This window comes from Actinoplanes sp. NPDC051411, assembly GCF_040682075.1.
Taxonomy (GTDB): Bacteria; Actinomycetota; Actinomycetes; order Mycobacteriales; family Micromonosporaceae; genus Actinoplanes.
Window position 1 is genome coordinate 99,929 of the sequence record NZ_JBFBAD010000005.1, and the last position, 24,359, is coordinate 124,287.

Annotated in this window: 24 protein-coding genes; 5 read left to right on the forward strand and 19 right to left on the reverse strand. The window is 70.1% G+C overall.

Going from position 1 to position 24,359, the window contains the following annotated elements; translation table 11 throughout:
• Positions 1-82: 82 nt before the first annotated feature.
• The 8 genes from AB0M88_RS04285 to AB0M88_RS04320 form a co-directional block, all read right to left on the reverse strand.
• Positions 83-2,605 carry an ATP-dependent Clp protease ATP-binding subunit gene (locus AB0M88_RS04285; protein ID WP_364095148.1) on the reverse strand — a complete coding sequence of 841 codons (2,523 nt, stop codon included), beginning with the start codon at positions 2,603-2,605 and terminating at the stop codon, positions 83-85.
• A 345-nt stretch (positions 2,606-2,950) separates the two neighbouring features.
• On the reverse strand, positions 2,951-3,307 hold the full coding sequence (locus AB0M88_RS04290; protein ID WP_364095151.1) for an Lsr2 family protein: 357 nt from the start codon (positions 3,305-3,307) through the stop codon (positions 2,951-2,953).
• Positions 3,308-3,848: 541 nt separating this feature from the next.
• The gene (locus AB0M88_RS04295; protein ID WP_364095153.1) at positions 3,849-4,607 is read right to left on the reverse strand and encodes a type III pantothenate kinase; all 759 of its coding nucleotides are present in this window, start codon (positions 4,605-4,607) and stop codon (positions 3,849-3,851) included.
• Positions 4,608-4,711: 104 nt separating this feature from the next.
• Positions 4,712-5,596, reverse strand: a complete 885-nt coding sequence (gene nadC, locus AB0M88_RS04300) for a carboxylating nicotinate-nucleotide diphosphorylase (RefSeq protein ID WP_364095155.1) — start codon at positions 5,594-5,596, stop codon at positions 4,712-4,714.
• Positions 5,597-5,696: 100 nt separating this feature from the next.
• A complete protein-coding gene (locus AB0M88_RS04305) occupies positions 5,697-7,343 on the reverse strand; it encodes an L-aspartate oxidase (RefSeq protein WP_364095157.1) in 1,647 nt (548 codons plus the stop codon).
• A 61-nt stretch (positions 7,344-7,404) separates the two neighbouring features.
• Positions 7,405-8,325 carry a septum formation family protein gene (locus AB0M88_RS04310; RefSeq protein WP_364095159.1) on the reverse strand — a complete coding sequence of 307 codons (921 nt, stop codon included), beginning with the start codon at positions 8,323-8,325 and terminating at the stop codon, positions 7,405-7,407.
• Positions 8,326-8,474: 149 nt separating this feature from the next.
• Positions 8,475-9,320 carry a pantoate--beta-alanine ligase gene (gene panC / locus AB0M88_RS04315; RefSeq protein ID WP_364095162.1) on the reverse strand — a complete coding sequence of 282 codons (846 nt, stop codon included), beginning with the start codon at positions 9,318-9,320 and terminating at the stop codon, positions 8,475-8,477.
• The gene (locus AB0M88_RS04320; protein ID WP_364095165.1) at positions 9,317-10,180 is read right to left on the reverse strand and encodes a Rossmann-like and DUF2520 domain-containing protein; all 864 of its coding nucleotides are present in this window, start codon (positions 10,178-10,180) and stop codon (positions 9,317-9,319) included. The genes panC and AB0M88_RS04320 overlap by 4 nt, the downstream gene beginning before the upstream one ends.
• An 898-nt stretch (positions 10,181-11,078) precedes the next feature.
• Here AB0M88_RS04320 and AB0M88_RS04325 point away from each other — a divergent pair.
• Complete coding sequence (locus AB0M88_RS04325; protein ID WP_364095310.1) at positions 11,079-12,053, forward strand: SAM-dependent methyltransferase; 975 nt, start codon at positions 11,079-11,081, stop codon at positions 12,051-12,053.
• Between the two features lie 8 nt (positions 12,054-12,061).
• Positions 12,062-13,186 carry an NADH-quinone oxidoreductase subunit D gene (locus AB0M88_RS04330; protein ID WP_364095313.1) on the forward strand — a complete coding sequence of 375 codons (1,125 nt, stop codon included), beginning with the start codon at positions 12,062-12,064 and terminating at the stop codon, positions 13,184-13,186.
• Positions 13,187-13,188: 2 nt separating this feature from the next.
• On the opposite strand, the gene AB0M88_RS04335 is transcribed toward AB0M88_RS04330, so the two are convergent.
• The 4 genes from AB0M88_RS04335 to AB0M88_RS04350 form a co-directional block, all read right to left on the reverse strand.
• Positions 13,189-14,859, reverse strand: a complete 1,671-nt coding sequence (locus tag AB0M88_RS04335; RefSeq protein WP_364095168.1) for a hypothetical protein — start codon at positions 14,857-14,859, stop codon at positions 13,189-13,191.
• Between the two features lie 110 nt (positions 14,860-14,969).
• On the reverse strand, positions 14,970-15,944 hold the full coding sequence (locus tag AB0M88_RS04340) for a glycine betaine ABC transporter substrate-binding protein (protein WP_364095171.1): 975 nt from the start codon (positions 15,942-15,944) through the stop codon (positions 14,970-14,972).
• A gap of 159 nt (positions 15,945-16,103) precedes the next feature.
• Positions 16,104-16,817, reverse strand: a complete 714-nt coding sequence (locus tag AB0M88_RS04345) for an ABC transporter permease (RefSeq protein ID WP_364095173.1) — start codon at positions 16,815-16,817, stop codon at positions 16,104-16,106.
• Positions 16,814-17,533, reverse strand: coding sequence for an ABC transporter permease subunit (locus AB0M88_RS04350; protein ID WP_364095175.1), 720 nt, complete (start codon positions 17,531-17,533; stop codon positions 16,814-16,816). The genes AB0M88_RS04345 and AB0M88_RS04350 overlap by 4 nt, the downstream gene beginning before the upstream one ends.
• Before the next feature lie 2 nt (positions 17,534-17,535).
• Here AB0M88_RS04350 and AB0M88_RS04355 point away from each other — a divergent pair, with 2 nt between their 5' ends.
• A complete protein-coding gene (locus AB0M88_RS04355) occupies positions 17,536-18,549 on the forward strand; it encodes an ABC transporter ATP-binding protein (RefSeq protein WP_364095178.1) in 1,014 nt (337 codons plus the stop codon).
• Between the two features lie 52 nt (positions 18,550-18,601).
• Here AB0M88_RS04355 and AB0M88_RS04360 read toward each other — a convergent pair whose 3' ends face one another.
• The 7 genes from AB0M88_RS04360 to folP form a co-directional block, all read right to left on the reverse strand.
• Positions 18,602-19,093, reverse strand: a complete 492-nt coding sequence (locus tag AB0M88_RS04360; protein WP_364095181.1) for a hypothetical protein — start codon at positions 19,091-19,093, stop codon at positions 18,602-18,604.
• A 59-nt stretch (positions 19,094-19,152) separates the two neighbouring features.
• Positions 19,153-19,437, reverse strand: coding sequence for a hypothetical protein (locus AB0M88_RS04365; protein ID WP_364095184.1), 285 nt, complete (start codon positions 19,435-19,437; stop codon positions 19,153-19,155).
• Between the two features lie 31 nt (positions 19,438-19,468).
• Complete coding sequence (locus AB0M88_RS04370) at positions 19,469-20,692, reverse strand: ABC transporter permease (RefSeq protein ID WP_364095187.1); 1,224 nt, start codon at positions 20,690-20,692, stop codon at positions 19,469-19,471.
• A 126-nt stretch (positions 20,693-20,818) separates the two neighbouring features.
• The gene (locus AB0M88_RS04375) at positions 20,819-21,298 is read right to left on the reverse strand and encodes a DUF3180 domain-containing protein (protein ID WP_364095316.1); all 480 of its coding nucleotides are present in this window, start codon (positions 21,296-21,298) and stop codon (positions 20,819-20,821) included.
• 68 nt (positions 21,299-21,366) lie between these two features.
• Entirely contained in the window at positions 21,367-21,891 is a 525-nt protein-coding gene (gene folK / locus AB0M88_RS04380) for a 2-amino-4-hydroxy-6-hydroxymethyldihydropteridine diphosphokinase (RefSeq protein WP_364095190.1), read from the reverse strand.
• Positions 21,888-22,319 (reverse strand): dihydroneopterin aldolase, encoded by a 432-nt coding sequence (gene folB / locus AB0M88_RS04385; RefSeq protein WP_364095193.1) that lies wholly within the window; start codon positions 22,317-22,319, stop codon positions 21,888-21,890. Before folB ends, folK begins: the two co-directional genes overlap by 4 nt.
• Positions 22,320-22,389: 70 nt before the next feature.
• The gene (gene folP, locus AB0M88_RS04390) at positions 22,390-23,277 is read right to left on the reverse strand and encodes a dihydropteroate synthase (RefSeq protein WP_364095319.1); all 888 of its coding nucleotides are present in this window, start codon (positions 23,275-23,277) and stop codon (positions 22,390-22,392) included.
• Between the two features lie 325 nt (positions 23,278-23,602).
• Between folP and AB0M88_RS04395 the strand changes: the two genes are divergently transcribed.
• On the forward strand, positions 23,603-23,896 hold the full coding sequence (locus AB0M88_RS04395) for a hypothetical protein (protein WP_364095196.1): 294 nt from the start codon (positions 23,603-23,605) through the stop codon (positions 23,894-23,896).
• 1 nt (position 23,897) lies between these two features.
• On the forward strand, positions 23,898-24,260 hold the full coding sequence (locus AB0M88_RS04400) for a hypothetical protein (RefSeq protein WP_364095198.1): 363 nt from the start codon (positions 23,898-23,900) through the stop codon (positions 24,258-24,260).
• Positions 24,261-24,359: the final 99 nt, after the last annotated feature.

Below are 24,359 nucleotides of genomic sequence, written 5' to 3' on the forward strand. Positions count from 1 at the left end.
CGGGTGATCGCCGGGCCGGCTACCTATTTAGAAACGGCCCGGGCGGGGTGGCCGCCCCGGGGCCGTTTCTAGTGGATCAGGGTCACTCCTCGGCCGAGGCCGCACCCAGGTCGGCCGGCACCGCGTCGGGGACCGAGACGCCCCGGTCGGCGCCGCGGAAGGTCAGCTTCGCCTTCTCGACGACCTCGGGGTCGCCCTCGCAGTCGACAACCACGATCTGGCCGGGGCGCAGCTCGTTGAAGAGGATCTGCTCGGAGAGGGTGTCCTCCAGCTCGCGCTGGATGGTGCGGCGCAGCGGCCGGGCACCCAGCACCGGGTCGAAGCCCTTGTTGGCCAGGAACTTCTTCGCGCTGTCGGTCAGCTCGAGACCCATGTCCTTGTTCTTGAGCTGGGTCTCGATGCGGGCGGTGAAGATGTCGACGATCTCGAGGATCTCGTTCTGCCGCAGCTGGTGGAAGACGATCGTGTCGTCGATGCGGTTGAGGAACTCCGGGCGGAAGTGCTGCTTCAGCTCGTCGTTAACCTTGACCTTCATCCGCTCGTAGTTGGACTCCTCGGCCTCGGAGGCCTGGAAGCCCAGCGACACCGCCTTGGCCACGTCGCGCGTGCCCAGGTTGGTGGTCAGGATGATCACCGTGTTCTTGAAGTCGACGATGCGGCCCTGACCGTCGGTCAGGCGGCCGTCCTCAAGAATCTGCAGCAGGGTGTTGAAGACGTCCGGGTGGGCCTTCTCGATCTCGTCGAACAGCACCACGCTGAACGGCTTGCGGCGCACCTTCTCGGTCAGCTGGCCACCCTCGTCGTAACCGACGTAGCCGGGAGGGGCACCGACGAGGCGGGACACCGTGTAACGGTCGTGGAACTCCGACATGTCGAGCTGGATCAGCGCGTCTTCGGAGCCGAACAGGAACTCGGCCAGCGCCTTGGACAGCTCGGTCTTACCGACGCCGGACGGGCCGGCGAAGATGAACGAGCCGGACGGGCGCTTCGGGTCCTTGAGGCCGGCCCGCGTGCGGCGGATCGCCTTGGAGACCGCCTGCACGGCGTCCTCCTGGCCGATGACCCGCTTGTGCAGCTCATCCTCCATGCGGAGCAGCCGGGAGGTCTCCTCCTCGGTGAGCTTGTAGACCGGGATGCCGGTCCAGTTGCCCAGGACCTCGGCGATCTGCTCGTCGTCGACCTCGGACACGACGTCGAGGTCGCCGGCCTTCCACTCCTTCTCCCGCTGCGCCTTCTGGCCCAGCAGCTGCTTCTCCTTGTCGCGCAGCTGGGCGGCCCGCTCGAAGTCCTGCGCGTCGATCGCGGACTCCTTGTCGCGGCGCACCTGGGCGATGCGCTCGTCGAAGTCACGCAGGTCTGGCGGCGCGGTCATCCGGCGGATGCGCATGCGGGCGCCGGCCTCGTCGATCAGGTCGATCGCCTTGTCCGGAAGGAAGCGGTCGGAGATGTATCGATCGGCCAGCGTCGCGGCGGCCACCAGGGCGGCGTCGGTGATGCTGATCCGGTGGTGGGCCTCGTAACGGTCGCGGAGACCCTTGAGGATCTCGATGGTGTGAGCCAGCGACGGCTCGCCGACCTGGATCGGCTGGAAGCGGCGCTCGAGCGCGGCGTCCTTCTCCAGGTGCTTGCGGTATTCGTCGAGGGTGGTCGCACCGATGGTCTGGAGCTCACCACGCGCGAGCATGGGCTTCAGAATCGAGGCGGCGTCGATCGCGCCCTCGGCGGCACCCGCACCCACCAGGGTGTGGATCTCGTCGATGAACAGGATGATGTCGCCGCGGGTGCGGATCTCCTTGAGCACCTTCTTGAGGCGCTCCTCGAAGTCACCGCGGTAGCGGGAACCGGCGACCAGCGCGCCCAGGTCGAGCGTGTAGAGCTGCTTGTCCTTGAGCGTCTCGGGCACCTCGCCCTTGACGATCGACTGGGACAGGCCCTCGACGACGGCGGTCTTGCCGACACCCGGCTCACCGATGAGCACCGGGTTGTTCTTGGTCCGGCGGGAGAGCACCTGCATGACCCGCTCGATTTCCTTCTCCCGGCCGATGACCGGGTCGAGCTTGCCCTCGCGGGCGGCCTGCGTCAGGTTGCGACCGAACTGGTCGAGCACCAGAGAGGTCGACGGCGCGGCCTCGCCCGCCGCCGCACCGGCCGCGGCCGGCTCCTTGCCCTGGTAGCCCGAGAGCAGCTGGATGACCTGCTGGCGGACCCGGTTGAGGTCGGCGCCGAGCTTGACCAGCACCTGGGCGGCGACGCCCTCGCCCTCACGGATCAGCCCGAGCAGGATGTGCTCCGTGCCGATGTAGTTGTGGCCGAGCTGCAGCGCCTCGCGCAGCGACAGCTCCAGCACCTTCTTGGCGCGCGGCGTGAACGGGATGTGCCCGCTCGGCGCCTGCTGACCCTGGCCGATGATCTCCTCGACCTGCTGTCGCACTCCCTCGAGGGAGATACCCAGACTCTCGAGAGCCTTGGCGGCGACGCCCTCACCCTCATGGATCAGGCCGAGCAGGATGTGCTCGGTCCCGATGTAGTTGTGGTTGAGCATCCGGGCCTCTTCTTGGGCCAGGACGACAACCCGTCGCGCTCGGTCGGTGAACCGCTCGAACATGCCCTCGTGCTCCTCACGTGCCGTGCGCCAATGGACTGGCGGGGCCAGCGCACGGGCATCGGTGATACCCGTGCTGTAACTCTATCGCCGCCACGCGGCTCCGCCGGGTCCTCGCGACCCTGAAGAAACCGTCCGCAACGCTGATTTAGCCAACTTCGCACGCTCAGACGCTGTTCCCCCACCCGAACGTGTACGCGGACAGCGAAATCAGCGTGCTCCCCGTCCACAGCCTGTGGACAACTCCCTCCACACCTGTGGATAACCCTACGCAACGCGGCGGAAGAGCGAGCTGAAACGCACGCAGGACCCGCAGCCGACGGCTGCGGGCCCCGCGAAACGTGCAGGTCAGCTGCGACCCGGTCCCTTGGCGTGGAACTCGTCGACGATCTCCTGCGGGATGCGCCCGCGGTCGGAGATGTCCTTGCCCGACTTCTTGGCCCACTCCCGGATCGCCTTGTTCTGCTCCCGGTCGGCCGTCGCGCCACCACGGCCGCGGGCAGCCCGGCCGCCGACGACCACGCCGCCTCGGGCGACCTTGGAACCGGCGCTCAGATAGGGGTCGAAGAGCTCCCGCAATTTGGCGGCGTTCTTCTCCGACAGGTCGATCTCGTACTGAATGCCGTCGAGGGCGAACTTGACGGTCTCGTCGGCGTCACCCCCGTCGAGGTCATCGACCAGCTTGTGAATGATCTGCTTGGCCACGCGCCGCAATCCTCCCGAACACAGGTTCTCCCCAGCAATGGGAAGACAATAACGCCAGGGCCGCATCATCCGTCAATGGCGGTCCGATATTTACTCGCCCTGGACACAACGTTTCGCAGAATGCCCGGCCCGCGGGCGGGCTTCAACCGGTGACCGATTTCCGCATTCCGATGCCCGACCACGGATATCGCGGGCGCCGGCCGCGCACCCGGCCGGCCTCGTAATAGGTCGAAGCAGGATCGGCCGGGCGCCCCTCCTTCGGGATAATCCCGGACGAAAGTGGGCGGGGCCCCGCAGTCGGCCCGAACAAACTCGCTCCGGAGTACCGTTCGGTTCCGGGGAAAGGTCATGCTTTTGGGCGGCGTTCTTCACCCAGCGCAGCCGAGAGCGAACCGAAGAGAGTGATCGACTGCTGTTCACGGTGGCCGCATTGCAAGTTGATCTCGAAACCAGGCCGGTGAAAAACAACTCCGGATAAAGATCAGTATCGACCGGGTTGCTGTCCGTCACAAACCGGCCCGACATCAATTCGGACCGTCGCTCAGACGTTCCGCTCGTACACCATCCGCAAGCCGATCAGCGTGATCATCGGCTCGTAGGCGGTGATCGTTCGGCACTCGTCCTTGACCAGCCCGGCCAGACCACCGGTGGCGATCACGGCCGAGACCGGGCCGATCTCCTCGATCATCCGCTCGACGATCCGGTCGACCTGGCCGGCGAAACCGAAATACATACCCGACTGCAGGCATTCGACCGTGTTCTTGCCGATCACCGACCGCGGCTTGGCCGGCTCAACCTTGCGCAGCTGGGCCGCCCGGGCGGCGAGCGCGTCGAACGAGATCTCGATGCCGGGCGCGAACGCCCCGCCGAGGAACTCGCCACGCGCGCTGATCACATCGAAGTTGGTGGTGGTGCCGAAGTCGACCACGATCGACGGCCCACCGTAGAGAGCGTGCGCGGCCAGGGTGTTGACGACCCGGTCGGCCCCGACCTCCTTCGGATTGTCGATCGCCAGCTGCACGCCGGTCTTCACGCCCGGCTCGACGATCACATTGGGCAGATCGCCGTAATAACGGGCGAGCATGGTGCGCAGACTGCGCAGGGCGGCCGGCACGGTCGAACACGCCGCCACCCCGGTGACCTCGACGTTGTCCCCGGCGAGCAGGCCCCGGAACATCAGGCCCAGCTCATCCGCGGTCGACCGGGCGTCGGTCTTGATCCGCCAGCTGTGCACCAGCTTGTCGCCGTCGAAGGTCGCGAGGACCGTATTGGTGTTACCGATGTCGATACAGAGCAACACGACAGATCAAAACCTTCATTTCGTACGCGGGCGCGACTCCCCAACCGCAGGAGAACCCGTGACGGGCCCGACGACCAGAGACCTCTATGTTTCCACCCGATTCGTCAAGCCCGCGGACGCAGGTCCATCGCGATGTCGAGAATCGGCGAGGAGTGGGTCAGTCCGCCGACCGAGAGGTAGTTGACGCCCGTCGCCGCGTACGCCGAAGCGGTCGAAAGCGTGAGATTTCCGGTGGCCTCGAGTTCCGCCCGGTCACCGACCTCCCGAACCACGTCGGCCAGCAGTTCCGGCGACATGTTGTCGCAGAGCAGGAACGTCGCGCCCGCCCCCACCGCCTCCCGGGCCTCGGCCAGCGTGGTCACCTCCACCTGCACCGGAACCTCGGGAAACTTCTCGCGGACCAGTTTGTAGGCGGCGGTGATGCCGCCGGCCGCCAACTTGTGGTTGTCCTTGATCATCGCCACGTCGTAGAGGCCCATGCGCTTGTTGGTGCCTCCGCCCACCCGCACCGCGTACTTCTCGAGCGCCCGCAGGCCCGGAGTGGTCTTGCGGGTGTCGAGCACGGTCGCCCGGGTGCCCTCGAGCAGGTCGGCCCAGCGGCGGGTGTGGGAGGCGACCCCGGACATCCGGCTGATCAGGTTGAGGGCGGTGCGCTCGGCGGTGAGCAGCGACCGCGTCGGCCCGGTGATCGTGGCCAGCACGTCGCCGCGCCGGACCCGGTCACCCTCGGCCACCCGCTGGTCGAACTCGGCCGTGCCCCCCGAGGTGACCGCGAAGACCTGATCAGCCACCGGCAGGCCGGCCACTACGCCGTCGGCCCGGGCCACCAGCTCGGCCGTGTCGACCTGACCGGCCGGGATGGTCGCCTCGCTGGTCACGTCGCGCGGCGGGTCGCCCAGGTCCTCGGCCAGCGAGGTGTAGACCACCCGCTCGACCTCGCTGAGGTCGAGCCCGCCGGAAAGTTCCGCCGCTCCGCTTCCGCCCGTCACTTGCCCTCGCCTTCGACGCCGCCGCCGGTCGATCCGGTCAGGGCACTTCCTGGAGCCTCCGAGCCGGTCGCCCGTCGGCTCCGCCGCGCGTGCTCGCCGGTCACCGCATGTCCTCGAACGTCTGGGTCAGCCGGCCGGTGCCGTCGAGGCCGTCGAGCAGGTGGCCGCGCCACTCGTCCTCGGCCACCGGGTAGTCCTCGCGCCAGTGGCAGCCGCGGGTCTCCCGGCGGGTGGCGGCCGAGGCGACCAGCGCCGACGCCACGGTCAGCAGGTTGGTCGCCTCCCAGGCCGCGTTGCGCGGGGTCGCCCGCAGTCCGGCCAGCCGCGACAGCTCGGCCGCCGTGGCGGTCAACGAGCCGGCCGACCGCAGGACACCGGCACCGCGGGTCATCGCGCGCTGGAGATCGGCGCGGGTCGCGGGGTCGACCACCCAGCCCGGCTCCTCGGCCCGGGTCACCGGGTCGGCCTGGGCGGGCAGTTCGCGGGCGATGTCGTCGGCGATCCGCCGGGCGAACACCAGACCCTCGAGCAGCGAGTTGCTGGCCAGCCGGTTGGCGCCGTGCACGCCGGTGCAGGCCACCTCGCCGCACGCGTAGAGGCCCGGGATGCTGGTGCGCCCGGCCAGGTCGGTGCGGACACCGCCGGACGCGTAGTGGGCCGCCGGGGCGACCGGGATCAGCTCGGTCGCCGGGTCGACGCCGGCCGCCCTCGTCGACGCCATGATCGTCGGGAACCGGTGCTGGAGGAACTCGGCGCCCAGATGACGCGCGTCGAGGTAGACGTGGTCGCCGCCGGTCGACAGCAGCACCCGGTGGATGCCCTTGGCCACCACGTCGCGCGGGGCCAGCTCGGCCAGCTCGTGCTGCCCGACCATGAACCGCTTGCCGGCCTCGTCGACCAGGTGGGCGCCCTCGCCCCGCAGCGCCTCCGAGATCAGCGGTCGCTGCACCGACGTCACGCTCGCGCTGACGAACGAGGTCGGGTGGAACTGCACGAACTCGACGTCGGTGACCGTCGCGCCGGCCCGGATGGCGAGCGCGACCCCGTCGCCGGTCGACACCGAGGGGTTGGTCGTCGACGAGTAGATCTGACCCATCCCGCCGGTGGCCAGCACGACCGCGCGGGCGAGGATCGCGCCGACTCCGTCCTCCGAGCCCTCGCCCAGCACGTGCAGGGTGATGCCGCAGGCACGCCCGTCGGCCGCGCGCAGCAGGTCGAGCACGAGCGCGTGCTCGACGAGCCGGATCCACGGGTCACGGCGTACGGCCTGGTGCAGCGCCCGCTGCACCTCGGCGCCGGTGGCATCGCCGCCGGCGTGCACGATCCGGTCGGCCCGGTGGCCGCCCTCGCGGGTCAGCATCAGCGAGCCGTCCGGGTTGCGGTCGAACTCGGCGCCCATCCGGATCAGCTCGCGGACCCGGGCCGGACCCTCCTCGACCAGCACCCGCACCGCCGCCGGGTCGCACAGCCCGACCCCGGCGATCTCGGTGTCGTTGGCGTGCGCCTCGGGGGTGTCGAGCGGGTCGAGCACCGCGGCGATGCCGCCCTGCGCCCACCGGGTCGAGCCGTCGTCGATGTTGACCTTGGTGACCACGGTGACGTGCAGACCCTGCTCGCGCAGGTGCAGCGCGGCGGTCAGGCCCGCGATCCCGGAGCCGACGACCAGCACGTCGGTGGTCTCGCTCCAGCCGGGTTCGGCCGCGGCGAGCCGGCGCGGCAACGGCGGCAGGTCGGCGAGGGTAGACATGGACACAGTCAACTCCGCGGTTACGCGAAATTCACGGCGGGGGTGCCGTCAGTGGGAACCATTACTTGTACTGGACAGGAAGGCTTTTCGCGCCCTTGCCCTTGAGCGATCCGGTGAGCCCGGTGCCGTCCAGCCACAGGTAGCAGCGCACGCCGTGGTCGCCGAGCGCCCAGACGTCCTCGCCGCCGGGCAGCGAGACCACCCCGGTGCGGTACTGCAGGTCGGCGTCGTCGGGCACGCCCACGTAGCCGGCGATCACCTTGCGGCAGCCGTCGTGGAACTTCGTCCAGTCCGGGTCCTGCTTCGGGTAGTCGAGGTCGTCGCCGGCGTACCAGGTGCCGGTGTACTCGGCGTTGTGCCGGGCGGTGCAGCCGACCGGCGGCATGCTCTGGATCGCACCCGAGTTGTCGAGCTGGATCGCGTAGCAGGTCAGCATCAGGTCGGACGAGCCGTTCGCGAGCGCGTTACGCAGCGAACCGGTGCGCTGGACGACGCCGCCGTCGTCCTCGACCGAGCTGAGCTCCAGCACCTCACAGCGGAACCAGCGGGTCCCGCCGGCCCAGGCGGCCGGCGAGGGATGGGTGACGCCGATCCACAGCCGGGCGTTCCGCCACGGTCCGCCGACGTACTTCGTGGTCTGGTCGTCGCAGGTCCGGTACGCGCTGCGGGCCCCGGCCGAACCCTCCGCGGGCGGCTCGTCGGCGTCGGCGGCCGGCGAGTCGTAGGTGCCGACGTACACGGTTTCGGTGCGGTGCTGAAGGTCGCAGCCGACCTCCTCGTACGTCGACCGCGCCCCGGCCGTCGCGAAGTTGGCGCTGTGGCACGTGCCCGCGGTCGGCTCGAACCCCTCGGCGGGAGCCATCGGCCCCCAGCCGTTGGTCAGGTCGCCGTCCACCCCGCCCGGATTTCCGCACCCGGCGACGAACACTAGCAGGATTGCGGAGGCCATGATCCCGAGCCGGGTGCGCAACCCGTCGCGCATGACCACCTCCCCGCATGTCGTCGATGTCCGTTTTGTCGATCATAGGGGGATCGACTGGGACACCGGGGCGGTTCGGGCGAATCACGAAACGGGCCGGGGACGTCAGGTCACCGCGTACGGAATCAATGGCCGCGGCAGCGGCACCCAGCTCACGCTGTCCGCAGTTCGAGCCGGACGTTGTCGATCAGCCGGGTCGCACCGACCCGGGCCGCCACGAGCAGACGGGCGTCACCGCCGGCCGGCGGCTCACCCAGATCGGTGCCGGTCAGCGCCAGATAGTCGAGGCTCACGCCCGGCTCGTCGTCCAGAATCTTGCGGGCGGCCTGGAGCGCGGCACCGGCATCGGTGTGGGCGGCACCCTCGCGGAGCGCCCGGGACAGCGCGAGCGCGGACCGGCGCTCAGCCGGCGACAGATAACGGTTGCGGCTGGACAGAGCCAGACCGTCCGCTTCCCGCACGGTCGGCACACCGATGATCTCGACGCCGAGCTCGAGGTCACGGACCATCCGGCGGATCAGCGTCAACTGCTGAAAGTCCTTCTCGCCGAAGTAGGCGCGGCCGGCCCTCGTCAGCACCAACAGCTTCTCGACCACGGTCAGCATGCCGGCGAAGTGCCCGGGGCGGCTCGCGCCCTCGAGGATCTCGCCGAGCGGCCCCGGGCTCATCGTGACCTGCGGCGGGCCGTCCGGATACATCTCGTCGCGGCTGGGCGCGAAAACCAGGTCGACACCCTCGGCCCGGCACACCTCGACGTCGGCGTCCAGGGTCCGCGGGTACTTCTCGTAATCCTCGTTCGGACCGAACTGCAGCGGGTTCACGAAGATCGTGGCTACGACGTACCGGTCCTCTTTCCGATCTTCTTCTCGGTTTTCCTTCCGGGCCGCTCGCATGAGCGCCCGGTGGCCCTCGTGCAGGGCGCCCATGGTCATGACCACGCTGTTTCGGGCCGGAATCCGGGCCGCGAGCTCGGCACGGGTGTGCACGACGACGGTCACGAGGGGCTCCCCACGGTGGCACGGGACAGGACATCCATCAGCAGCGCCGCGTCCTGCGGACGCAGGCGCCCGGCCGCGATCGCACGGTCGGCGGTGCGGCGCGCCAGAGCGAGGTACGCCGGGACGGCCTCGGACGGCAGACGATCCAGGTGCTTCCCGACCGTTCCGGCGTCGCCACGGGAAACCGGCCCGGTGAGCGCCGCGTCGCCGAGCCGGAGCGCGTTGTCCAGAGCCGCGTGCAGCAGCGGCGACAGCACCCGCTCGGGCCGGTCGACGCCGGCCGCGCGCAGCAGGTCGGCCGCCTCGTTGACCAGCGTGACCAGGTGGTTGGCGCCGTGGGCGAGCGCGGCATGGTAAAGCGGCCGGGCCTCCTCCGCGATCCACTCCGGCACCCCGCCCAGGTCGGCGACGAGCCGGGTGGCGAACGCCCGATCCCGGGTGGTGACGCCCCACGCGATGCCCGGCAGCCTCTCCAGGTCGGCGTCACTGCCGGTGAAGGTCATGGCCGGGTGAAGGGCCATGCCGTTGACGTCTTTCAGGACCGCCAGCCCATGAGCCCCGCTCGTATGGGCGACAATCTGTCGCGGCCCTAGCGCGTTCGTGGCTTTCAGGCCGGCGACGACGCTCGCGAGCGCGTCATCCGGCACCGCGAGCAGAAGAAGATCGGTGCCCGCTCGGGCAACCTCGTCGGCCGGCAAAATCTCGGCCCCGGGAAGCAGCCGGACAGCCCGCTCACGGGACGCGGCCGACACCGCGGCGGCGGCCACGACATGATGCCCGGCGGCGTTCAGCGCGGCGCCCAGAACGGCACCGACACGACCCGCGCCGACCACCCCGACAACCAAAGGGCGTGCGCTCATTCCTCAGATCCAGTCCTCGATAAGGGGTACCGGTCGGGGCAAGTATGCGCTGTCCGGGAGCTCCCCCGACAAGAACGTGTGAACAACGCCATCTCTGGTCGGGCAGGCCGTTTCGGAGGTGACGGTGGTGGATATGGTGCCGCTTTCGCTATGGCCGGAGCTGGGTCGCCGGCCGCTCCCGGCCCCAGCCTGGGGGAACCGCGCGGGCGGATGGGATGGGGGCGGCTGTGGATAACTGGGGAGATTTGTCGGGGGTCGGCGCTTTACTCGTCCCACCCGGTACGGGGTGGGGTGGAACAGGCTGCTCTCGACGCCGGGTTGCGGGCGCGGTTGTGGATAACGGCCCAGTTTTGTCGGGAGGTGCCGCTTAACTGACCCCACCCAGAAACGGGGTGGGGCGCGGCGCGGCCGATTTTCTCCGCGGCGTGGCCCCAGTTGAGTGCGGATCTGCTCGGCGGGAAACGGGCTACTCAGCGCAGCGCGGATCGGTCTGGCACGGATCGGCCTGGCGGGGCGGGGACCGGCCCTAGTGCGGACTGGCCCAGCTCGGACCCGCCCAGCTCGAGCCGGTCAGCTCGAACCCGGCCAGCTCGAACCGGCCAGCTCGAACCCACCCAGCTCGAACCGCCAGCTCGGACCCGGCCAGCTCGGACCCGGCCAGCTCGGACCCGGCCAGCAAAGCGGGGAAGGCCCAACGCCGACCGCGCCAGCAGGGCGGGGAAGGCCCAGCAAGGCGGAGACCGGCCTGGCGCGAGGCGGCACAGCGAGGCGCGGCTCACTTGAGCTGGAATCGACGCGACCCGGCCGGGCACGGTGCAGCTGGGCTGGGCTGGGCACGGCTGGGCTGGGCACGGCACGGGCCTGAGGGGTGGCTGGGAAGACCTAGGGTGGCCGGGTGATGGGGTGGCGGCAGGCTATGGCTGTGGCGCTTTACGGGCCCGGCGGGTTCTTTGTGCGGGCGGATGGCGGGCCGGCGGGGCATTTTCGGACCAGTGTGCATGCGTCGCCGCTGTTTGGCCGGGCGTTGCTGCGGCTGGTTGAGCGGATTGACGAGGCGCTGGGGCGGCCGGCGCGGTTTGACATCGTCGACGTCGGGGCCGGGCGGGGGGAGCTGCTGGAGACGCTCCGGGGGCTGATCGGCGGTGAGTTCGCCGGCCGGGTGCGGCTGGTCGGGGTGGAGTTGGCGCCCCGGCCGGAACGGCTCGACGCCGCGATCGAGTGGCGGGCCGAGATGCCCGAGGAGATTGCCGGGCTGCTGGTGGCCACCGAGTGGCTGGACAACGTACCGCTGGATGCGGCCGACCTGGATGACCACGGGCGGCTGCGGAAGGTGCTTGTCGACCCGGTCAGCGGAGACGAGACGCTGGGCGAGCTGGTTGACGCGGCGGACCGGTTCTGGCTCGAGCGGTGGTGGCCGGAGGCCGGGCGGGTGGAGATCGGGTGGCCGCGGGACTCGGCGTGGGCCGAGGCTGTGCAGCGGGTGCGGAGGGGGTGTGCGCTGGCGGTGGACTACGGGCACCGGAAAGAGGCGCGGCCCGTCGGCGGGACCCTGACCGGATATCGGGGCGGGCGGCAGGTGCGGCCGGTGCCCGACGGCAGCTGTGACGTGACCGCGCATGTGGCGATCGACAGTGTGGCGGGCGCGGCCGGGACCGCGTACGAAATCGTCACCCAGCGCGAGGCGCTCAAAGCGCTCGGGGTCGACGGCGGCCGGCCGTCGTTGGATCTTGCTCGGGAGGATCCGGCCGAATACCTGAGGAGGCTGTCGGCGGCCGGGGCCGGGGCCGAGCTGATCGAGCCGGGCGGGCTCGGTGGGCACTGGTGGCTGCTGCACACCATCGGGATCGACGCGCGTGGGAGCATGCTGGGGTGACGCGTGAGATGACGGTCGGCACCGGCGCCGGGCTCGACACCGCCGACATGGTGCTCAACATCGGGCCGCAGCACCCGTCCACCCACGGCGTTCTGCGGCTCAAGCTGACGCTGGACGGTGAGCGGGTGGTGTCGTGCGAGCCGATCGTCGGCTACATGCACCGCGGCGCCGAGAAGCTGTTCGAGGTGCGCGACTACCGGCAGATCATCGTGCTGGCCAACCGGCACGACTGGCTGTCCGCGTTCTCCAACGAGCTCGGCGTGGTGCTCGCCGTCGAGCGGCTGATGGGCATCGAGGTTCCGGAGCGGGCGGTCTGGCTGCGGATGGCGCTGGCCGAGCTCAACCGGGTGCTCAACCACCTGATGTTCCTCGGCTCCTACCCGCTGGAGATCGGCGCGATCACGCCGATGTTCTACGCGTTCCGCGAGCGGGAGACGCTGCAGGCCATCATGGAGGAGGTCTCCGGGGGCCGCATGCACTTCATGTTCAACCGGGTCGGCGGCCTCAAGGAAGAAGTGCCGGCCGGGTGGACGCGGCGGGCCCGCGAGGCGATCGCGCTGGTCCGGTCGCGGATGCCCGACCTCGACCACCTGATCCGAAAAAACGACATCTTCCTCGCGCGCACGGTCGGCGTCGGGGTGCTCACCGCGGCCCAGGCCGCCGCCTACGGCGCCTCCGGGCCGGTGGCGCGGGCCAGCGGACTCGACATCGACCTGCGGCGGGACGAGCCCTATTTGGCGTACGACCAGTTGACCGTGCCCGTGGTGACAAGGAGCGCGGGGGACTGTCACTCGCGGTTCGAGGTGCTGCTCGACCAGGCGTACGTGTCGCTCGACCTGGCCGAGGAGTGCCTGGACCGGGTCGACACGATCTCGGGGCCGGTCAACGTGCGGCTGCCCAAGGTGGTCAAGGCGCCCGAGGGCCACACGTACGCGTGGACCGAGAACCCGCTCGGGATCAACGGCTACTACCTGGTGTCGCGCGGCGAGAAGACGCCGTGGCGGCTCAAGCTGCGCACGGCGTCCTATGCCAACGTGCAGGCGCTGGCCACGCTGATCCCAGGCTGCCTGGTGCCCGACCTGATCGCGATCCTCGGTTCGATGTTCTTCGTGGTCGGCGACATCGACAAATAGCCCTACCAGCGGCCATAGCCGTTGGGGTCGTAGCCCTGCACGTACCGCTCGTCGGCCCCGCGGTCGTAGCCGCCGCCGGACGACCGGTCGTACCCGCCGTAGGCCGCGAAGTCGGCCAGCGTGCCGACGTTGGTGTCGTTGGCGCTCGGGCGATGCCGGCGGGCCTTGTAGTTGGGGTCGCCGGTGACCTGGTCCTGCGCGTCGTAGGCGTCGTCCGAGGAGGCGTAACCGCCGTCGGCGTAGCCACTGCCGTCGTAGCCGTAGTCGTCGCCGCCGGACCCGTAGTTTTCGGCGCCGTAGTCGTTGTCGAAGCCCTCACCGTAGGTCGCGTTGTCGGCCCCGCCGGAAGGCCGCCCGTAGGTGTTGCCGCCCTGGATCGGGGCGGTACCGACCTGGGCCGAACCGACCTGGGGCGATCCGATCTGAGCTGAACCGACTGGGGCGCCGGCGCGGGCTCCTCCGCCGTACACGCCGGGCGCTTTGGGTCCGGAACCGCTGTTCATGCCGTGCGGGCCGTTCATGCCGTGCGGGCCACCGCCGGGGCCGCCCAGGCCGGGAGCGCCCGGCTCGGCGTAGCCGTTGCCGGCGTCGAAGTCGCCGTCGAGCGATTCCGACGATCGGCCGTATTGACCGCCGCCGCTCACGGGGCCGGGCCGCACGCCGGCCGCCGGCGCGGGTGGAATCGCGGCCGACCCGGCTCCGCCCCGCTGACGGGGAATGACCGGTCCGGAACGGCCGCCGGGAGCGCGTCCGCCAGTGCCCATCCCGGGACCACCCGGCCCGCCGGACCCGATGCCGGGACCGCCCGGGCCGCCCGGGCCGTTCGGACCACCCGGCCTCATGCCCGGACCATTCATGCCGCCCGGGCCCACACCAGGACCGTTCGGACCGCCGGGCCTGATCCCAGGACCGCTGAGACCCCCGGGAGCCATTCCTGGACCGGCCGGACTGCCGGGGTGCATGCCCGACCCGGGCGGCCGCGCACCGGGGGCCATGCCCACGCCGCCCGGAATGCCCGGGCGACCGACAGCACCCATCCCGGGGCCGCCTCGCTGGCCGCCGGTGGTCAGACCGGGCTGTTCGGAATCGCCCTGGTCGCCCCACCCGCCGTCACCCGGCGGCGGGACCGGGCGGACCGCGGCCGCGGCGGACGCGACCGGCACCGAGGCGCGCCCACCGCCGCTGCCGGCGGCGAAGGCCGGCGCGAAGTCTTCACCCGGGGCGGCGTCAAAGCCGTCGCCTTGGAAGCCGTCGCCGTCGTAGCCGCCGCCCTGGAAGCCGCCGCTGGGCTCGTCGTCGGGGGTGTAAGCGCCCGGCAGCATCGGTTCGTCGCGGAAGAAGTTGGACTGGTCGGGGCGCGCGCTCTGGGGCGGCCGGCCGCTCCTGCCCGGGCGGCCGAACTCGGCGCGCAGCTCGCGGCGGAGTTTGCGGACCTCTTCGGTGACGCGGTCTTCGACGTCCATGCGTTGCAGGGCCGGGTCGCTGCGGATCAGCACCGAGGCGCCGACCAGCACGACGCTGACCGCCAGCAGCAGCACGGCGAAGCGCGTCGAGCCCTGGCTGCCGCCGATCAGCACGACGGCGGCGGCGACCGGGGCAAGGCCCACGCCCGCCCAAATCAGGCCACGAAGTAGCCCGGCACTGTGTCCCGCGGTCGGTTCCCGGTCCGGCATGGGCGCTGATGTTACTCAGAGGACGCTTGCGGCGAAACGGGCAAGCGCCGGGCTTCAAATAGGTGAAAACCCGACGCTTGCCCTACAAAACGGTAGGTGAACAGCCGGGGTCAGCCGGCCGCCAGTGCACTGTCCGAGCTGAAGACCACGCCCACGCTCACCTTGCCGGTCTTGAGCGCGGTCTTGGTCAGCGGGCCGCCCGCGTCCAGGGACTGGAAGCTGCCGGCGTTGAACTTGTAGACGCTGACCAGGCCGGCCTGGCACTCCGGCCGCTGCGGGCACTCGGCCGGCCCGCCGAGGCTGGTCGCCGCGCCGGAGCACTTGGAGGCCAGGTCGGAGAGTGTCTTCACGCCGTACTTGTCGGCGAACCCGGTGGTGACGGCGAACGCGTTCTCGTCCTGCGCCTGAGAGGCCTGGCCGAAGACCAGCCCGGCCTTGTCACCGAGGGCCTTGAGATTGGTCACCGTGGTGGTGAGGTCGGACGAGGCCGGGGCCTTGCCGCCCTTGTCGTATTTGCCCTGGAGGAACGTGGCGAGGGTCGCCGCGTACTCCGGGACGATGTCGATCTGGCCCTTTTCCAGCGCGGGCTCGTAGAGCTCGCGGTTGCCGATCGTCTGCACCTTGACCTTGTAACCGGCCGCGGTCAGCGCCTGGGCGTAGAGCTCGCCGAGCGTGGCGCTCTCGCTGAAGTTGGCCGCGCCGACCGTGATGTTGCCGCCGGGGCCCTTCTGGATGCCGGCGGTGATGTTGTTGGCCGCCACGAAGTCGGCCGCCGCCTGCTTGGAGGACTTGCGGTCGACGTCGACCGCCTTGTTGAGGTCGATCAGCTTGGGCGTGTCGAGCGCCGCCGAGACCTTGTCGAGTGCCGCGATCAACTGCGGAGAGGACTTCTTCTTGTTGATCGCCGGAATCACGTTGTCGGTAGCTTGCTGGTTTTTGTCGTCGGTGAGGGCGACCAAACCGTCGCCGGCGACCGGGGCGCAGCCCGCGCCGCTCGCTGCCGACGGCGGTGCGGCTGTTCCGGAGGAGCCGGCGTTGCCACAACCGGCGAGTGAGACGACGGCCACCGTCGCAGTGGCGGCCATCAAAAGCAGGTGTCGACGCATACTGCCGCCTTCTGTGTCCCGGCGTGACCGACCTGGTCATGCCGCGTGTCCGACGGGCAGCCGAAGTGCGTGCCCGTATGTATGCCCTGAAACTTCTACCCGCTGGGTATGACAAGTTCGGGGAACGATGCAGGAGCGTTATCCGGCCAAGGCCGCCGCGGACGGCTTCCGGCGCCATGCCGAGCGTAGCGGACGGGGCGTGACCAGGCGTTGTACGCCCGCGAGGAGGATTTCGACGGCGAATGCGAGTAGCGCCACAACAATGCCGCCGCCGACGATCTCACCGCCCCCGACGTTGATGCCGAGGCCGAATCCGGCGCTGATGATCTCGCCGAGTCCGCCGCCGTTGACGAACGCGGCCAGCGCCGTCGTCGCCACCACCTGGACCGCCGCCGTGCGCAGCCCGGCCGCCAGGTAGGGGACGGCGAGCGGCAGTTCGACCCGCCACAGCACCTGCCGGCCGGACAGGCCCATGCCCTTGGCCGCCTCGAGGGTCTCCGGGTCGATGGAGCGCAGACCGGTGTGCGCGTTGGCCAGCAGCGGCGGCACGGCGAACACGGCCAGGGCCACGATGACCGGCGGCTTGCCGAAGCCGAGCGGGGTCAGCGGCAGGATCGTGAGCAGGGCCAGAGTCGGGATGGCCAGGGTGATGTTGGCGATCGAGATGGCCGGGCCACCGCCGCGCCCGCGGTGCCCGAACCACACGCCGAGCGGCCAGCCGATCGCGCAGGCGATCAGCACCGCCCAGAAAGTGATCTGCAGGTGCTCGACGAGCCGGTCGAACAGCCCGCCCGGATTGGTCCAGTTGAGCGGGTCGTTCAGCCAGACGATGCCCTGGTGGAAGTAGCTCATGACGTCCTCCTGCGAGCCCACGGGGTGAGCAACCGGCCGATCCCGGCCAGGACCAGATCGAGGGCGAGGGCCAGCGCGACGCAGAGAATCGTTCCGGTGAGGATCTCGGCCTTGTAGAAGTTGTTTCGGAAACCGCCGAGGATCAGCTCACCGAGGCCGCCCTTGCCGATCAGCGCGCCCACCGTGACCAGGGCCACGGTCGAGACCGTGGCCAGGCGCACCCCGGTGACGATGCTCGGGAGCGCGAGCGGCAGTTCGACGTGCCAGAGACGGCCCAACCGGCCGTAGCCCATGCCCAGCGCGGCATCCCTGACCTCGGCCGGAACCTGGGTGAGGCCGTTCAGCGCATTGCGGACGAGAACCAGCAGCGCGTAGAGCACCAGGGCGATGAGGACGGTGACGTCCGTCGTGGTGCCGATCAGCGGCGCGAGCACCGACAACAGGGCCAGCGATGGGATCGTGTAGAGGAAGCCGGAGAGTGCAAGAATCGGCCCGGTCAGCGGTTTGATCCAGTAGGCGACGATCGAGAGCGGCAACGCCACCACCAGTGCGACGATGACCGCCCGCCCGGTCATCCCGGCGTGGTACAGCAGTGCACTACGCAGGGTGTCGGCGTTGTCGTGGATGTACTGCCAGGAGAACCACGGATTTCCCGGCCCGTCATCGGCGGGTGCGGCGAGCGGCCGGACGGCCGGCAGGGCCCACAGGAAGGACATACGTGGACGCTACCGCGATCAACGAGGTGGGTGCTGACCGCAGCGCGGCCTCGATCACGCTGCAGGACGTCGGGAAGGTCTATCCCGACGGCACGGTCGCCGTCGGTGACTTCAGTCTCGAGATCCCGGCGGGCGAGCTCACGGTGCTGATCGGACCGTCCGGATGCGGCAAATCGACCATCCTGCGCATGATCAACCGGCTGATCGAGCCGTCCAAGGGGCAGATCCTGCTCGACGGGCGGAACATCCTCGATCAGGACCCGGTCGACCTGCGCCGGCACATCGGCTACGTGATCCAGAACGTCGGCCTGTTCCCGCACTACACGGTGCGCAAAAATGTCGCGACCGTGCCCACGTTGCGGGGGTGGGAGCGCCGCAGGGTCCGCGACCGGGTCGACGAGCTTCTCGACCTGGTCGGTCTCGATCCGGCCCGCTTCGGCGACCGCTATCCGCAGGAGCTCTCCGGCGGTCAGCGCCAGCGCGTCGGGGTGGCCCGGGCGCTCGCCGCCGACCCGGTCGTGCTGCTGATGGACGAGCCGTTCTCGGCCGTCGACCCGATCGTGCGGGGCCGACTGCAGGAGGAGTTCCTCAAACTGCAGGCCGAGGTACGCAAGACCATCGTCATGGTCACCCACGACATCGACGAGGCGGTTCGCCTGGGCGACCGGATCGCGGTGCTCGCCGAGGGCGGCAAGCTCCTGCAGTACGCCCCGCCGGCCGAACTTCTGAGCCGCCCGGCCTCGCCCGCGGTCAGTGATTTCGTCGGCACCGACCGTGGCGTCCGGCGACTGGCCGTGACCGCGGTACGCGATGCCATGCGGCCGATCGGCGAGGCCCAGCCGGCCGCCGGAGCGCCGACGGTCGACGAGGACGGGACGCTCTACGACGCGCTGTCGGCGATGCTCACCGCCGACTCGGCCGAGGTCGTGGTGGTCAAGGACGGAAACCCGGTCGGTGTCGTGTCGAGGAGCGCGATCTTCGACGTACCGAATGCGCAGGCGCAAGCGACCGTCTGAGAGTGACCGAACCGATGGTCCGGGGTGCCGCGGCGCCCCGGACCGCCGTGAATCAGCGTTTCCCGCGATAGCCACCGAGCGTGGCCAGGCCGACGATCCAGCCGACGAAAAGGCCGTAGCCGGCACCGTTGCCGGCCGCCTGAAACGCGCCGAGAAGCGACGGGTTCTTCAGGAACAGGGTGGTCAGCAGGGCGGCGAAGCCGCCGGCGAAGATGTACGCGCCCCAGCCCGCGAAGAACTGGCTGATCGTGCCGCGGGCCCGCGCCAACTGCGAGCCGGGCAACAGGAGCAGGAAGATCAGGGTCAGCACGACCAGCAGAATCGCCTTGAGGTCGCCGACGATGATCGTGCGCAGCGAGTCGTTGGAGTTGAACTCCCAGTGCGGCCAGGCGAGCAGGCGGAGGAACCAGCCACCGGCCGTGTTGGCGTTCGTGTTCTTGTTCGCCCAGTCGGAGTACCAGGGACTGCCGAAGACCAGGACGAGAATGAGTGCGGCCAGCGTGCCCGCACCCGGCGCGGATTTGTAACGGTTACCGAGAGCCATGGCCGGTAAATTCCCAGCCAGGCTCCTTTTTCAAACGACGCCGATAAATGCCCTTTTTGTTAGTGCTTCTGCAGGTAGTCGATAAAAGCGGCCCGCAGTAGCGGTTCCTGGTCGCCGTAGCCGTGCCCCTCGAGCTCGCGGTAGAGCGCGACCGCCTCGTCGATCGTCGGGCCGATCGAGTTGGGCGCGCCGTCCAGCTCGGCCGCCTCGTCCGAATCCGGCAGGTGCTTGAAGACCGACCAGAAGAAGCCGATGTCGTGGTGGTGCCGGGCCAGCGCGAAGGCGCGCTCGCGCAGCTCCTCGGTGGGCAGCGCGTCCAGCTCGGCGAAGCTCGGTGAGGTCATGACGGCAAGCATAGGGCCGCCCCCGCGGCCGTCAGCGGGAAGATCCCCAGGGTCCGTCGTCCCAGGGCTCGCTGCGGGCCGCGGTGGTCGTCGGCGTCCAGGTCTCCGGCAGGTCAGGCGTCCAGTTGGTGCCGTTGGTGGTCGGCGGCGAGTTCCAGCCGGCGCCTACTCCGGAACCGAACGGCCGCCCGTAGGTCTCGACGAGCCGGGTGACGATCAGGCCGGCGCCGAAGACGACGGCCGCGACCGCGAACAGCGCGATGTCGAAGTGCTTGCGGGTGGCATAGTCGAGGAACAGCGTCAGCCCGGCGACCGCGAACAGCGTGCCGAAGATGCCGCCGCGCCGACCGTACGCGCTGGTGCCGGCCAGCAGGGCGAGGCCGATGCCGATGCCGGTCCACTCCAGGCCGGTGCCCGGGACGATCGGGCGGGTGGCCTGCGCGGCGATCAGGGTGCCGGCGCCGACCGCGAAGACCGAGGAGAGAACCAGCGCACCGATCGCCGGAACCGCGGCGGCACCATCGCGGCGGCGGGCCGGGTCACCGGCCGGGCGCATGCGCCCGAGCCACCGGCGTACGGGCGGGACCGTGCCCAGCGCGCCACCGACCACGGCCAGCAGCGCGAAGCCACCGAAGAGGAAGAACGCCTGCCGGGACGGGTCGTAATCGCCCTGGACGGCGACCGGACCGACCCTCAGCTGGTCGAAGACGATCACCCCGAGTCCGGCCGCGAGGGTGGCCGCCCAGCCCGGCACGTGCAGCACGATGATCACGACACCGATCACCAGGCCACCCGCGGCGGCGATCAGCACCGCCGGAAGCATCGCCTTGAGCAGACCCTGATCGCCCTGCTCGGCGTACTGCAGGGAGGCGGCCAGCGCGATCGGGCCGATCGCGAGGTTGGGCACCGCGGCCCGCAGGGTGAGCCCGCCGCCCATCGTGAGCAGGCCGATCGCGGCTCCGGTGACCAGAAGTGTGTCGAGACCCGGCCGCTTCAGCGTGCTCGGGTCGAGACGGTAGAGAAGAAGGGCGAAGGCGGCCGCCGTGAGCAGCAGCACGACCTCCCAGCCGAGGTGGACGCCGAGCCGGTCCCGGCCCTCGTCCTCGATCTCGGCCGGGGCGACCGGCGCCACGCCGCCGGCGGCGTCGTCGGTGGTCTCGTCCATCATCTCGGCGGCCCGCCGCCGCTGCTCGGCGGCGGCAAGCGTATTGGCCCGGTACGCCGCCGGGTCGGACGGAGTCTCGTCGTACGCCATTTCGGCCGCCTCCCAGGGTGCGCCTCGGTGGGGTCCAGAGCGCACGCCGAACTTGGGGCTTGGGTAGCCCGTGCCCAGAGCATACGGATAGAAGCGGGCCTCAGTTCAAGGCCCAGAACTAGGTGATCAACGACGGCCGGACGGCCGATCCGAATCGTTCTCGTCCGTGCGGTCGGGGTCGGGCGGGACCCGGCAGGCCCGCTCCAGCCAGAGCGCGGCCCCGACCAGCAGCGCAGCCGCGATGAGGCCGCCGATCGCGGTCGGTCGGTCGTCGCGGGCGGCCTTGGTCGGCTCGAGCACCAGCCAGGCCAGCAGGCCGGCCGAGAACCCGGCCGACAGCGCACCGACCAGCGCCGACGCCTTCGCGAGTGCGACATAGCGGGCGACGGCCAGCGGGTCGACCCGGGGCGTGCCCGGCTTGCGCTGGATGCGGGCGCTCGTGTTCTGCGCGAGCAGGCCCTCGGCGACCGCGAGCACGGCCAGCACGATCACCGGCGACCACGGCAGCTGGGGCAACAGAGAATAGGAGAAGCTGAGCAGGAGCCAGCCGACCGCGGCGGCCGCGAGCGCCGCGACGATCAGCACCGAGACGCTGGTCGGACGCATCGACGGATCCGACTTGGGCGACTCCGGGTTGCTGCTCACGTCATCTCCGGTTGGCTAACGTCTTCTGCTCACGTCGACTCTAACGGGAGGTCTCCGCGCGGCTGCATCGCGGCGATCTCGTCGGCCAGCGCCGGCGCGTTGAGCAGGTCGGTGAGCCACCCGTGCCCGGGCAGCTGCCCGTAGGGCTGGATGTCGATCCACGGGCGAAGCACGAACGCGCGCTCGTGCGCCCGTGGGTGGGGCAGGACGAGCTCGGGCTCCTCGTGGATCACCGGCTGGTCGTCGGCGTCCCAGACCGCGATCACGTCGACGTCGAGCGTGCGCGGGCCGAACCGGCGCTCGGGATCGCGCACCCGGCCGGCCGCCGCCTCGCAGGCGTGCGCCCGCTCGAGCCAGTCGCGCGGGGCCGCCCCGGGATCGGTCGCCAGCAGCACCGCGTTGAGATAGGAGGGCTGGTCGGGGTCGCCCCAGGGCGGTGTCTCGTAGACCCCGCTGGCCAGCACCACGCTGTCGCCGAGCAGCTTGACGGCGAGCCGCAGGTTGGCGATGCGGTCGCCGAGGTTGCTGCCGATCGAGAGGACGGCCCGGCTCATCGAGACCCCCGTTCGCGGTCCTGGTCGAGGGTTCCGGCCTTGCTTGCGGTGTGGCTCCGGTCGCGGCGCAGGGTGACCGCCACGTCGGCGAAGTCGTGCGGGATCGGCGCCTGCGGTTTGTGGACGGTGACCTCGGCCGCGGCGACCCGCGGATCGGACAGGCAGGCCTCGGCCAGCCGGCCGGCCAGCGTCTCGATCAGGTTGACCGGCTCGCCGGTGATCACCGCGACCAGGCGCTCGGCCAGCTCGCCGTAGTGCACGGTGTCGGCCACGTCGTCGGTCGCCGCCGCCTTGTCCAGGTCGATCTCCAGGACGACGTCGACCACGAAATCCTGGCCCTGCTCGCGCTCGAAGTCGTAGACGCCGTGCCGGCCCCGCGCCCGCAGGCCGGTCAGCACAATCCGGTCGCTCACCGTCAGCCCCTCCATCCGTTCCCACCCACCTTGCCGTACGGGCGGGGCGGTTTGGCGCGCCTCACTCGTTCCGGTGCCGGCCGGCTCACTCTTCAGCACGCCCGGACGACCCGGAACGGTTCGATCGGCCAGTCTTGATCTTGGGTGCCCCGCTCGCCCGCCAGACCGCGAGCGCATCAGCGGTGGCCCGTACGTCGTGGACCCGGATGCCCCAGACGCCGGCCGCGGCCGCCAGGACCGAGGTCGCCAGCGTGGCCGCCTCGCGCTCGTCGACCGGCCGCGGAGTGGCGTCCGGTGCGGCCAGCAACCGGCCGAGATAGGTCTTGCGGCTGGCGGCGAAGAGGATCGGGAAGCCGAGGTCGATCAGGACGTCGAGATGCCTCGTGAGGGCCCAGTTGTGATCGGCGTTCTTGGCGAACCCGAGGCCCGGGTCGAGGACGATCCGTCCCGGGTCGACACCGCCGCCGACCGCCTCGTCGACCCGTTGCAGCAGCTCATCGCGTACGTCCTCGACGACGTTCCGATAGATCGCGAGCTCGTTCATGCGGCGCGAGTGTCCACGCCAGTGCATCAGGATCCACGGGCAGCCGGCGTCGGCCGCCACGCCCGCCATCGCCGGATCGGCCAGCCCCCCGGACACGTCATTGATCACAGTGGCGCCCGCGGTGAGCGCGGCGGCGGCGACCGACGCGCGGGTGGTGTCGATGCTCATGCGTACGCCCGCGGCCGCGAGCCCGGCGATCACCGGGACCACCCGGCCGGCCTCGGTGGCCGCGTCCACCCGCTCGGCGCCGGGCCGGGTCGACTCCCCGCCGACGTCCACGATGTCCGCCCCGCCCTGTTGCAGAGCTATGCCATGTTCGATGGCAGCATCCACGTCGGCGTATCGGCCGCCGTCGGAAAAAGAGTCCGGGGTGACGTTGAGGATCCCCATCACGACCGGGTGATCTTCTCTAACTGACTCGGCACCCATGAGCAGGGCATCCCTCGGCTTAGTCGTCACGGAAGGAGGGTACGGGGACCATGTCATTCGAACATGTGTACGATACGTCGTGACTCATTTTCATCCACGCCTTTACCTTGCGTAACGAATCAGACGCTTGTAGCTAAGAAGTACGGGCCGTACTCTTCGGAACTGCGGCATCATGAAGGAACCGAAGAGAGCAGACGAGCATGGCACGCCCGCAACCGCTCACTCGACGCGGTGAGCTGGAAGTAGCACGATATGGGCGACGCCGTGAGGCTTCACAACTGCAGCGTGTCCGGCACCCCCTAACCGGGCACGGGGAGGTTTACCAATGATCGCCACCGAGCTCACCGCTTACGCCTTCACGGCGTTCCCGCACGGTACGCTCGCCGCAGCGACGCCCACCGGCATCAACACCACGGGCGTCGTCACTTTCTTCGCCAAGAACATCGCCCCGATCCTTCTGGCCGTCCTAGGTGTCATCTTCATCGGACGCGCCAGCCGGGGCGAGATCTCCAAGGTGCTCACCAGCTCCGCGATCGCCATCGTCGGCCTCGCGTTCATTGCCGGTGCGGCGACACTGTTCTTCCTCGGCGACTATCTCGTCAAGCTGATCTTCAACTGAGATGCGCCTCCGGACCGACGACGACATCTATCGGGCGCGCCTCGTTTACCTGGGGCCGCCCGGTTACACCCTGCCCATGCACCTGCCGTACGCGCAGTACGGCCTCTTCGTGGTGCTGGTGCCACTGTTCTGGTTCATCCACTACCTGATCACGTTCCAGTTCGATCCGTTCCCGGCCTGGGAGATCGCGCTGGCCATGGTCACGACGTCGTACATCTTCCGGCACGTGGATCCGGACCGGCCGGCCCGCATGGTCATCCGCACCGCGTTCACCGATTGGCGCCGCACCCGTGAGCCCACGGTCGAGCAGCGCGATCCGAGACTTGTCGCCACTCGCATCCGGGTTCGGGAGGAGTTGGTATGACCAGTTCAGCGGTGCTCTCCTTCGGGGCCGGCGCATGACCGAATCCTTCCCGCACGGGCATCCCCGGGCGGATGCCCTTGACTCCGGCAGGCAGAGTAA